This window comes from Mucilaginibacter sp. P4_G9 (assembly GCF_056400985.1).
Genome location: NZ_JBFUKF010000160.1, coordinates 1 through 11760, shown reverse-complemented (window position 1 = coordinate 11760; position 11760 = coordinate 1). Strand labels below are relative to the sequence as shown.

Sequence of the window (11760 nt, the reverse complement as noted above, 5' to 3'; positions counted from 1 at the left end):
ACCCTGCATTATGTAATGGAAGCCTGTGCCGAAAACGATATAGAGCTGATGATACTTGACAGGCCCAACCCAAATGGTTATCTTATTGATGGCCCCGTATTGGATACTGCCCAGGTGCCAAGAGCTTTTGTTGCTATGCATCCTATCCCTATAAGTCATGGTATGACTATTGGCGAATATGCAAAAATGATCAACGGCGAAAATTGGTTAAAAAATGGTGTAAAGTGCAAGCTAAAAATTATAAAGGTGGCCAATTACAGGCATGATATGACTTATAAATTACCGGTTTACCCATCGCCCAATTTAAATACTGATCAATCCATTTTACTTTATCCCAGTGTATGTTTGTTTGAAGGCACTACTTTCAGTTTAGGCAGGGGCACCTATTTCCCCTTCCTGGTGCTTGGGCATCCTTTATTAAAAGGGCGTTATACTTATTCATTTACCCCTTTAAGCATTCCGGGTATGAGCGAAAACCCGCCTCAAAAAGATAAGCAATGTTTTGGTATTGATTTAAAAAGCTATAGTATTGATAAGATCAGGAAAGCCGGGCACATCAACCTTTCCTGGCTGATAGAACTTTACAAAGCTTTCCCCGATAAAGATCATTTTTTTAACGCCTATTTTACAAAACTGGCAGGTAATACATTGCTGCAAAAGCAAATAAGTGAGGGTAAAACCGAAGGTGAGATCCGTAGTAGCTGGCAACCGGGATTAGAAAAATTTAAACGCATCCGAAGCAAATACTTGTTGTACCAATAATAAAGAAGCAGATAAAATAGCATATACCATGAGAATTGTATTTATGGGAACCCCCGAATTTGCCGTTACATCCCTGGATGCTTTGATAAAGGCCGGCTGCGATATTGTTGGCGTTGTTACCGCACCTGATAAACCTGCAGGCCGCGGACAAAAGCTTAATGAATCGGCAGTAAAGCAATATGCAGTGGCCACCGGATTAAAAGTTTTACAACCCGAAAAGTTAAAAAATCCGGAGTTTTTAGCTGACCTTAAAGCCCTTCATGCCGATTTGCAGGTGGTAGTAGCGTTCCGTATGTTGCCCGAAGTGGTTTGGACAATGCCTGCCAAAGGCACCATAAACCTGCATGCTTCTTTGTTGCCTCAATACCGTGGTGCCGCCCCTTTAAACTGGGCAATCATCAATGGTGAAAAAGAAAGTGGCGTAACCACATTTTTCCTGAAACATGATATTGATACCGGTGATGTTTTATTCACCGAAAAAATAACCCTTAATGGTCATGAATCTGCCGGCGACCTGCATGATCGCCTCATGAATAAAGGTGCAGGGTTGCTTGTAAAAACTGTAAAAGCTGTGGAAAGTGGCCGTTACCATGAGCACCCGCAGCTGCACTTATTAACCGGCGAAGAATTGAAACATGCCCCTAAAATATTCAAGGAAGATTGCCTGATAGACTGGGATCAACCGACGTTAAATATATACAACAAGATCCGTGGACTAAGTCCAATTCCAACCGCTTACACCCACCTGAATGATAAAGTTTTAAAAGTATATGCTTCGGAGCTATTACCTAACGAACAACCGGCTATACAACCGGGTGGTTTCCTTACCGATAGCAAGACATACCTGAAGTTTGCTGCAAAAGACGGTTTTATCAGCTTGAAAGATGTACAGCTGGAAGGCAAAAAACGCATGGGTATTGAGGATTTTTTAAGGGGGATGAAATTGTGATATTAATTAACTCCTTTGACTTTAGGTAGATACTTTTTAGACAGCTGAAGTGTTTTGGCTTTTAACCGTTGGGCCTCATTAGCTGCGTTTGCGGTACTCTTTATATTGGGCATGCTTTCGTCCTGATACTTTTCAATAACAGGTAGTGTGGCTGCTATTTTCAAAACAGCATGATAATCCTCAATCTTTACCTCGTTACTATCGATGTGCCTGATTAAATTGGAAAACCTGCTAATTTTATCCAGGTATTTAGATTTACTTTCGGCTATTAAGGTGCTAAGCCGGGCTCTTAATACAGTATCCTTTATACTACTTAACGACCCATTTGCTGAAGAATAATAGCTGTCGGTTTTAGCATCGTAGTTATTAAATTCCTTTAAGCTATCCGGCAGGTCTCCGTAAAAATGCTGTAGCTGATCCTCCAAATTTCGCAGCTCCGGATCTTTTTTAGCCAGATCATTGTAAATATCGTTCATTAAAGATCCGTCTCTTAAGCCAGACTTTTTGAGGCCAAAACCTGATTGTTCATCTTTTAATGGTTCAGGTATTTCTGTTTTGGTTTTTGGGGTATCTTTTGCCGGGTTAAAGTTACATGCTGAACAAAAAAATGCAAAAAACACTACTGGTAATAAGGCGGAGGATTTCATAATTAAAGATATATTAATTTGATCAGCAATATTAAAAATTGTTACCACTTTAAATCACCTTTAATATAACATCCTATCAACTCAAAGTCAAAAACCACAACCTACTGTTATTTAATAAACTGGTTTGCTATTTTTGCGACTTCATAATTTTTATTACCTGATGGCAAATTACAGCGACCATATTGCACTTTTAAAAACCCGGATCCAGCCTTTACGCAACCAGCTGATACAACACGAACTTTATAAAAACATCAACACACTTGATGAGCTTACTGTTTTTATGGATCACCACGTATTTGCCGTTTGGGATTTTATGTCGTTGTTAAAATCATTACAGCAAAAACTTACCTGTACCGTTGCCCCCTGGATGCCAACCGGGAATGCCAACACCCGCTATCTTATCAACGAAATTGTAACCGGCGAGGAAAGTGACGTGGATGAACAGGGTAATCGCTCGAGTCATTTTGAGCTGTACCTGCGTGCCATGCAGCAAGCAGGCAGCCAGGCAATTGCCATTAATAATTTATTTCATGAACTAAATTTTGGCAAACACATTGACGAAGCCCTGATTATTGCAGATATCCCCCTGGCTGCACGTAACTTTATGCAGCATACTTTTGATGTTATAGGCACCAATAAAAACCATGTGCAGGCAGCAGTATTTACTTTTGGCCGGGAGGACCTGATACCGGATATGTTTGTGAGCATAGTAAAAAAGATTAGCCAACAATTACCGGGCAAGATTGATATTTTGTTGTACTACCTTGAACGCCATATTGAAGTTGACGGCGACCATCACTCACAATTAGCCTACCAAATGACTGCCGAACTTTGCGGCGATGATGATAATAAATGGGAAGAAGCTACAATTGCTATCCAGGAAGCTTTACAGACAAGAATTGAGCTTTGGGATGGTATTTTAAATGCTATTAAAGCGCCGGTTTCTGTAGAAGAATAGTTTGCTTTTACTTTGTCATCCTTGGGAGCGAAAAATCTTTTCGACACCAAGTACATCGGCGATACATAATGTATAATTATTTCAATACGTTCTGCTTGACAAATTAAATAATTACATCCACCTATATCTTATTCAGCTCGTCCATCAACTGTTTACTCACCCTGTTAAAATAGCGCCTTACACCAAAGCCCATCACAGTTTGGATACCGCGGGAGGCATTGGTTAAAAATACCTCGTCGGCTTCGTATAGGATATCAGGATTTATTTGGGCTTCTGTAATAGCAATATTATTATCCTGTGCCAGCTTGATCACTACCTGCCTCATTACCCCCTCTACACAGCCTTCGCTTAATGCGGGGGTATACAAATGATTTTGGTAGTGAATAAATATATTGGAACTGCTGGCTTCACACAAAAAACCGTTTTGGTTTAGCAAAAAAACATCATCCAGCTTATTCTGCGTTTTATAAATACCTGCCATTACATAAATCAGCGAGTTGCAGGTTTTGATGTTGGATAGATAGTTGGATGGTTTGGGCAATTCTGTATACACATCCATAATTAAACCCTTCTCGTTCAAAAAATAACGGGGCTCTTCGGATGCGGTTAACTCCAGGCAATAGCCCATTTTATTTTGAGTTGGTGTATACAATCCTTCGGCATCGCGGTAAACGGTTAAACGCAGGCGGCCATGCTTTACCTTGTTCCGTTTGGCTAATTCCTCCACAATTTCTTTTAAAAACCAGGCATCCATTTGCGAGTAGCCATCAATTTTGAGGGCTTTCATGCCACGTTGCAGGCGGTCGGCATGCAGGTCTGCAAACTTTAGTTGTCCCTTCATCAGGCGCATACTTTCAAATAGGCCATCGCCATACTTAAAGGCGCGGTTGGCCACAGTAAGCACCTGGCTATTTTGAGGAAGTATCTGTCCGTTAAAATTGATAAGCACTGGTGTCATTTTTGGATATCAGATTTGAGATTTTGACTTAGGGTTTAAATTCATTGTTGTTCGATTGGATTCTTTCTCATATCTAACGTCTAAGATCTCACATCTGCATCTGTATACTTACGCCATTTTAGCAATACACTTTCAAAATCGGGTGGTAGTGGCGATTCAAAAAGGATCTGTTTTTTTAGCGTGGGGTGTAAAAAGCCCAGCGTTTGCGCGTGCAGGGCCTGGCGGGGCATCAGTTCAAAGCAATTATCTACAAATTGCTTGTATTTGCTAAACATAGTACCCTTTAAAATTTTATCGCCGCCGTAAGTGGCATCGCTAAAAAGTGGATGACCAATGTGCCGCATATGCGCTCTTATCTGGTGGGTACGACCGGTTTCCAGCTGACATTCAATCAGCGTAACATACCCCATGCGCTCCAACACTTTGTAGTGGGTTACAGACCATTTTCCTTTTTCGGGATCGTCGTAAATGGACATTACCCTTCTATCCGCAATACTGCGACCGATGTAACCTGTTACGGTACCATCCTCAGCAAGATCTCCCCAAACAAGTGCAATGTACTTACGTGTAATAGTATGATCAAAAAATTGCCTGGCCAGCCAGTTCATAGAGCGTTCGTTTTTGCTGATAAGCAGCAACCCCGATGTATCCTTATCAATCCGGTGCACCAAACCAGGCCTGCCATCATTGCCCGGTAAGGTAGGCAGCTGCTGAAAATGGTACACCAGTGCATTCACTAATGTACCGGTGTAATTATTATAACCGGGATGTACAACCATGCCAGCAGCTTTATCCACTATCAAAACGTCGTCATCCTCGTAAACAATATTAATGGGAATATTTTCAGGATAAACCTCGGTATCACGAGGCGGGTGAGGCAACACCACCGAAATAACATCCAGTGGTTTTACCCGGTAGCTGCTTTTAATGGGTTTATCATTCACCAGTACATTACCCAGCTCAATAGCGTTCTGGATGCGGTTACGTGATGCATTCTCTACCCTGTGCATCAAAAATTTATCAATACGCAGCAGGGATTGACCTTTATCAACCACAACGCGCAAGTGTTCATATAAATCCTGTTCTTCCTGCTCTATCAGCTCGGGTTCGTATGCCATTTGAGGGCAAAAGTAATCGTTTTTTGTGGTAGGTTAAGCGTAATATTGCAATAGCATTAAGGGCAGGTTATTTTATGAATATTGATTTGGAGATTTTTAGTCCGGTACATCAGATCACAAACCCATTATTTGATGAGCATAGCGTAAAAGTTTTTTTTAAACGCGACGATCTGATACATCCCATGATATCGGGTAATAAATGGCGTAAATTAAAATACCTGTTTAAAAAGGCTCAGGAACAGCATAAAAATCACATTGTTACTTTTGGAGGCGCATATTCAAACCACCTGCTGGCTACTGCCGCCGCTGCAGCAAAGTTTGGTTTTTGGGCTACCGGTATTGTGCGGGGTGAAGAAGTTAACAATGATACCCTGTTTTTATGCAAGCTACACGGTATGCAATTGATATTTACCGATCGGGATAGCTATCGCGATAAAGCAGCCCTGTTCTATAAATATTTTGGAAATAACGAAGGTGCTTTTTTCATTGATGAAGGCGGTGCATCCGCAGAAGGAGCCCAGGGATGCAGCGAACTGATTGATGAGCTTACCGATGCTTACGACCATATTTTTTGCGCCTGCGGAACAGGGACTACAGCAGCGGGTATCATTAACGGCCTTACTAACCATCAATTTAAAACACGATTTAACGCCATACCTGTATTTAAAAACGGAGGCTTTATGAAAGATGAGATCAACAGGTTTTTAACAACTCCAGTTGAGTTTGATCTTCATACCGGCTACCATTTTGGAGGCTATGGAAAAGCGACTGATGAGCTAATTAACTTTATAAAAAAGTTTGTAGCCTCCACCGGGATAGTTATTGAACCTGTGTATACAGGCAAAATGATGTATGCACTGTATGATCTGATCGGCAAGGGGTATTTTAAACCAGGTAGTAAAATATTGGCTATTCATAGTGGCGGCATCTGGGGTTTACTGGGGATGAAGGATAAATTTTAAAGTAATTGATTGTTCAACACTTTACAACTCATTTAAGGGTTGTAATTAAAGGAACATGATTTCTAAACTTTATCCAAAACTCGTAATCACTGGGCAAATAATTATCTTTGATTTATGCCCGCCCACGATAACTCCGCCATATTTGACTACCACCGCAGCATGATTGCCTTTCATGGTAACACCAGCACGGCCGCCCTGGGCTGGAGAGATCCCGAAAGCCAGCTGATCCGCTTTAAAGTATTGTCCGAAATAGCCGGTATGGATGGCTGTACGGTGCTGGATGCCGGTTGCGGCCATGGGGACCTGCTTGCCTACCTGTTTACAACATGCCAGCGATTGCAGTATACGGGTATAGAACAAATCCCGGAACTGCTGGAAGAGGCGGAAAGGCGTTACGGCTTCCTGCCGGGTGCCCGGTTTTTAAAAGGAGATTTTGTCTGCAATGATTTTCCCTTATCTGACTATGTCCTGGCGAGCGGCTCGCTCAACTATTGCCAGGAAGATCCTGAATTTATTTATAAAGCTATTGCCCGGCTATACGGAAACTGTAGGATGGGACTTGGTTTTAACCTGCTCCGGCACGTCATTCCCAATGGCCTGTTGGCCGCCTATGACCCCGATACTATCATGGCTTATTGCAAAACACTTTGCGAACGGGCAAGCCTGCGGATGGATTATAGTGAGGAAGACTTTACCGTTTTTATGTACCACTAATCCGGTACTTAACCCGCCCATACTACCAGCTTAATGGCCGGAACTGTTTTGCCCTGGTCTTAACTAAATTTTATATCTTAACGGCATCAAACCAGGAAATCGCTATGCGTGAAGATCCACTTATCCAAATACAAAACCTAACCAAGTCTTACGGCTCAAAACAAGTGCTCAAAGGCCTGTCTCTTGATATTTATCCGGGGCAGGTAATCGGCTATATAGGACCAAACGGGGCCGGTAAATCCACAACCGTTAAGATATTAACCGGGCTGATCCCTGATTTTGAAGGACAGGTAACGGTAGATGGCATCAGCATGGCAGAGAATCCGCTGGCGATTAAGCGCATGATAGGCTACGTTCCGGAAAATGCCGAGATCTATGATGTACTCACGCCAATGGAATACCTGGATTTTGTGGGCAAACTGTATGGTATGGAAGAAGCAATGTTGCATGACCGGGCAGTAAAACTATTAGCCGCTTTCGGGCTTGGTGCAAACGGCGACGACCGGATGGACACTTTCTCAAAGGGCATGAAACAAAAGGTGTTGCTAATTTCGGGGATAATCCATAATCCGAAAATCATTATCCTGGATGAGCCGCTATCTGGGTTGGATGCCAACGCAGTGATTATGATTAAAGAACTAATCATGCGCTTATCGCAGGAAGGAAAAACCATATTTTATTGTTCGCATATGATGGACGTGGTGGAAAAAGTTTCGGACAGGATCCTGCTTATCAATAAAGGAGAGATCATTGCAGACGGCACGTTCGAGTCGCTGAAACAAAATCATAGTGATACATTGGAACGGATTTTTTCAAAACTGACCGGCAGGGAGGATTCCACAACCGAAACAGATGCCATTATTAACGCTTTCGAATAAACATCAGCCTGCTCCAATGAATAATTTGCTGCTCCAGCTCTTTTCCACGGATAAATTATTTTTACGGTTCGTGTCTTTATTTTACCCTGTGCTTGCCCGTACGGGCGTAGACATCCTTCAGCTTGACGAAATTCTGCGCGTAAAGCTTTTGATGGATAACCGCCGCCCCAAGACAATGTTTGCCGTAAAAAAGAATGCGAAGAACAATGGGCAGCAATCGCCCTGGATGATCAGCTTTTTCCAGGTGTTGATGGGCTTTTTTATCGGGCTGTTACTTACCCTGAACCAAATGCCATATGTAGGCCAAACCTATTACTTCCTGGTATTTATGGTACTCATGGCCTTAACGCTCATTTCGGATTTCACAACCGTGCTGGTAGATACCCGCGACCAGTTTATCCTGCTTCCCCGGCCGGTTAACGACCGCACCATCGCCGTATCGCGTATTCTCCACATCAGCATCTATGTATTACGGCTGGCCATGCTGCAGGGCTTGCCGGCATTGGTGATCGTCGGCTTCCTTGATGGGTTACCGGCAGTGCCCGTCTTTTTTTTCCAACTGCTGGAAGCTACTTTCCTGAGCATCTTTTTGGTAAACATTGTTTACCTGCTGCTTATGCTTTCAGTAAGCCCGCAAAAGTTCAAAGATGTAATCAGCTATTTCCAGATCGGCTTTTCGGTCGTTATCTTCGCTGCTTATTACCTCCTGCCCCGTCTCATCAATGTGTCTATTTTAGGAAATATCAATTTACTAACCCATTGGTGGGCTTATCTGCTCCCGCCCGTCTGGATCGCCGCCATGAACGAGGCGCTGCTACATACCGCCAGGGCAAATTATGTAACTGGTTTACTGGCTGTAACTGGTTTTACCCTACCTCTGTTGGGGTTATGGCTTGTAGCAAAAGTGCTGGCACCCGGCTTTAACAGGCGTTTGGCAATGATTGCTACCTCCGACGGAAGCACCAATGTGTCTGCCAGCATCAAAAAGACAGGCAACTTTGGATTGATCGAAAAAATATCCGGCATCATTGCTCCCGATCCGGTGGAAAACGCGGGTTTCAGGATCACCTGGAAACTTGCTGCCCGGACAAGAGAATTCAAAATGAAGGTGTACCCGGCGTTTGCTTACGTACCAATCTATTTCCTGTATTTTGCCCTGAACGGAAAAGGAGATAACCTGAATGATCGTTGGGAAAAGCTGCAGGTAGGGCATACCTATGTGTTTCTGATCTACCTGTGTACATTCATCCTTTCTTCCATGCTGATGCACATCTCCATGTCAGAAAAATATAAGTCTGCCTGGGTTTATTATGCGCTGCCGGTCGATAAACCGGGCAAGATCCTTTCAGGCATGTATAAGGCAATCGTTACGCTATACTTTTTCCCCTATTGCCTGGTACTGAGCGCCGGTATTGTAGCGATATGGGGGCCGCAGGCTATCAATGATCTCATCCTCGCGTTCCTTGTCAGCCTTATTTACGGTTTACTCATGGCACTGTTCATGGTTAAAGGCCTCCCCTTTTCCAACCCGGTGGTTGTTAAGCAGGGTGGTGGCAAAATGGTAACTTCACTGCTAATTCTCGGTTTTATCGGTGCCATCGGCTTCGGCCATTATATGCTCATGCAATGGGAAACGGCTGTTTGGGCTGCTATCATTCCGGCTTTGTTTATGAACTGGGTAATGTTTCGCAGTTATAAAAGGCGGACCTGGGAAGACGTGGAAATTGCCGACCTATAAAAAACTTCAAAAACGACTTCTTTCTCTCAATGAAACAATTCTACTTTTAAATACCGCATTGCAGTCTGTAAAGCGAAACAACAGGCGCTATTTCAGCCTGCACCAGTGCCACTCCACCCTTACCGTGTTCGCAAGCGGTTTATTCGTTGGCTAATCGTCATAGCTTCGGGGTTTATGTTTTTTTCGGAACCCGGCGAAGCAGAAAACTGTATTGTATTCAGTACAGGACACAGCAGGATACCCAGCGGGAAATTTATATCGATATTAGTTAAACCAATTATTACCGTAAGCCGCTAATTTAAAATTCAGCTTAATAAATAAGGTCTTACTATGCCTAACTGTAACCTGATCTATAATGGAAAATAATGTTTTAGATAACCAAAGTAAAACTTACCGTGAGACTGATTTAAAAAATTTATTTGATGGTTATTATAGCCGATTGGTTTATTTTTCGTACCAGATAGTTAACAATAAACCGCAGGCCGAGGATATTACCCAGGATGCTTTTGTGAAATTTTGGGACAACTGTGATCATATTTCTGATAACCCGGTGGCGATAAAAAATTTCCTCTATAGTACAGTAAAAAATGCCAGTTTAAATATTATCAGGCATAATAAAGTAGCCGAACAACATATGAACAGTCTGCATGGCATTCCCGTTGAAGAAACCATATTTCATACCATTATCAGAACTGAAGTACTGGCAGAGATACACCAGGCAATTGCATTGCTGCCCGGCAGTTGCCAGCAAATATTCCGGATGAGTTACCTGGATGATATGAAAAACAATCAAATAGCTGATGTATTGGGTATATCAGTTAATACGGTTAAAACACAAAAGCAAAGGGCTCTTAAAGTATTAAGAGGCAATTTAAGTCCGGAACTTTTTGTTGTATTAATAGCCATTAGTTGCTTTTAATTTTTCGATTTTACTCAAAAAACTTTTTTTCATCTTTCTGTCACCCCGTTGTTACATTCAGGTGTCCTTATTGATATTACCAGTTATGTGCCCCAGGCACAGCCTAAATATTATTTATGGACAACAATTACGAAGCTTATCAGTATGCTGTTCTTATTGCAAAGCACTTGAAGGGCAGTCTATCTGCAATTGAAGAAATTGAGCTGAATGCATGGATAAACGCGAAGCCCGAAAATGCTTTGCTGCTGGAAAAGCTACAAAATGAGGAAATGATAAAATCCGACCTGGATTTCCTCACATCCATAAAAACCAGGGATGCATGGCAAAATATCGCTATGCGAACTCAAAATGTATCATTTACTGATAAGGTTTATATTTTCATGCGAAAGTGGAAATACGCGGCGGCTATCCTTTTAACGCTGTCTGTAACAGCTATACTTTATAAAAATTCGCATCCTGCTTTAAAACTACAGGCTGCAATCTCTAAAAACATCGCATATAAAAATGATGTGCCTCCCGGGACTGACAAAGCCAAACTTACCTTAGCCGATGGTTCTGTAGTAACAATAAATGGCCATACGGCAGGTACGGTTAAAAGTTATGCCGGATTAAAAATCAGTGTCAATAGCGGTATTGTTAGTTACCATATAACAAGTACCAACGGCGACTTTTTCAAAAACCAACACAACATTATTACTATTCCTACAGGGTGCAAATACAAAATATCACTGCCCGATGGCAGTTTGGTTTGGCTCAACTCTGCCTCATCTTTAAAATTCCCTATAGTGTTCAACAAGTTTGAGCGTAAGGTTTATTTAACCGGCGAGGCTTATTTTGAAGTTGCCAAAAATAAATTAAAGCCTTTTAAAGTGTTTGCAAACAACACAGTGGTACAGGTACTGGGTACACATTTTAATATACATGCTTACAACGATGAAGAAGCTGTAAAAACCACTTTACTTGAAGGCTCGGTTAAAATATACCAGGATGGTCATAGTAAAACGATACTGCCCGGACAGCAAGCCTATATCAAACGAAACTCTTCAAAAATTAAAATTCAGGCCATCGATGTTAATGAATCTGTTGCCTGGAAAAATGACCTTTTCATTTTCGACAAAGAAGATATGGAAAGCGTAATGAAGAAAATTGCCAGATGG

Annotated in this window: 12 protein-coding genes; 9 read left to right on the top strand and 3 right to left on the bottom strand. The window is 42.1% G+C overall.

The window, feature by feature from the left end; translation table 11 throughout:
* Both AC1DPZ_RS14725 and fmt read left to right on the top strand, forming a co-directional pair.
* Window positions 1–762 (top strand): exo-beta-N-acetylmuramidase NamZ family protein (locus AC1DPZ_RS14725; RefSeq protein WP_477404625.1); only part of this gene is annotated, 762 nt, incomplete at its 5' end.
* Between the two features lie 28 nt (window positions 763–790).
* Entirely contained in the window at window positions 791–1711 is a 921-nt protein-coding gene (gene fmt / locus AC1DPZ_RS14720; RefSeq protein WP_477404622.1) for a methionyl-tRNA formyltransferase, read from the top strand.
* Window positions 1712–1713: 2 nt separating this feature from the next.
* Here the strand turns inward: fmt and AC1DPZ_RS14715 are convergent, their stop codons facing one another.
* Window positions 1714–2358 carry a hypothetical protein gene (locus AC1DPZ_RS14715; protein WP_477404620.1) on the bottom strand — a complete coding sequence of 215 codons (645 nt, stop codon included), beginning with the start codon at window positions 2356–2358 and terminating at the stop codon, window positions 1714–1716.
* A gap of 160 nt (window positions 2359–2518) precedes the next feature.
* On the opposite strand from AC1DPZ_RS14715, the gene AC1DPZ_RS14710 reads away from it, so the two are divergent.
* Complete coding sequence (locus AC1DPZ_RS14710; protein ID WP_477404618.1) at window positions 2519–3316, top strand: DUF3050 domain-containing protein; 798 nt, start codon at window positions 2519–2521, stop codon at window positions 3314–3316.
* A gap of 121 nt (window positions 3317–3437) precedes the next feature.
* On the opposite strand, the gene AC1DPZ_RS14705 is transcribed toward AC1DPZ_RS14710, so the two are convergent.
* On the bottom strand, window positions 3438–4274 hold the full coding sequence (locus AC1DPZ_RS14705; protein ID WP_477404616.1) for an aminotransferase class IV: 837 nt from the start codon (window positions 4272–4274) through the stop codon (window positions 3438–3440).
* Window positions 4275–4354: 80 nt separating this feature from the next.
* Window positions 4355–5392, bottom strand: a complete 1038-nt coding sequence (locus tag AC1DPZ_RS14700) for an RluA family pseudouridine synthase (RefSeq protein WP_477404614.1) — start codon at window positions 5390–5392, stop codon at window positions 4355–4357.
* A 74-nt stretch (window positions 5393–5466) separates the two neighbouring features.
* Between AC1DPZ_RS14700 and AC1DPZ_RS14695 the strand changes: the two genes are divergently transcribed.
* The 6 genes from AC1DPZ_RS14695 to AC1DPZ_RS14670 form a co-directional block, all read left to right on the top strand.
* Complete coding sequence (locus AC1DPZ_RS14695) at window positions 5467–6354, top strand: 1-aminocyclopropane-1-carboxylate deaminase/D-cysteine desulfhydrase (protein ID WP_477404612.1); 888 nt, start codon at window positions 5467–5469, stop codon at window positions 6352–6354.
* A 114-nt stretch (window positions 6355–6468) separates the two neighbouring features.
* Complete coding sequence (locus AC1DPZ_RS14690) at window positions 6469–7068, top strand: class I SAM-dependent methyltransferase (RefSeq protein ID WP_477404610.1); 600 nt, start codon at window positions 6469–6471, stop codon at window positions 7066–7068.
* A 104-nt stretch (window positions 7069–7172) separates the two neighbouring features.
* A complete protein-coding gene (locus AC1DPZ_RS14685) occupies window positions 7173–7946 on the top strand; it encodes an ABC transporter ATP-binding protein (RefSeq protein WP_477404608.1) in 774 nt (257 codons plus the stop codon).
* A gap of 70 nt (window positions 7947–8016) precedes the next feature.
* Window positions 8017–9684: a hypothetical protein gene (locus tag AC1DPZ_RS14680; RefSeq protein ID WP_477404606.1), complete on the top strand. Its 1668-nt coding sequence runs from the start codon at window positions 8017–8019 to the stop codon at window positions 9682–9684.
* A 355-nt stretch (window positions 9685–10039) separates the two neighbouring features.
* On the top strand, window positions 10040–10603 hold the full coding sequence (locus AC1DPZ_RS14675) for an RNA polymerase sigma-70 factor (RefSeq protein ID WP_477404604.1): 564 nt from the start codon (window positions 10040–10042) through the stop codon (window positions 10601–10603).
* A 116-nt stretch (window positions 10604–10719) separates the two neighbouring features.
* A partial coding sequence (locus AC1DPZ_RS14670; protein WP_477404602.1) for a FecR family protein occupies window positions 10720–11760 on the top strand: 1041 nt, incomplete at its 3' end.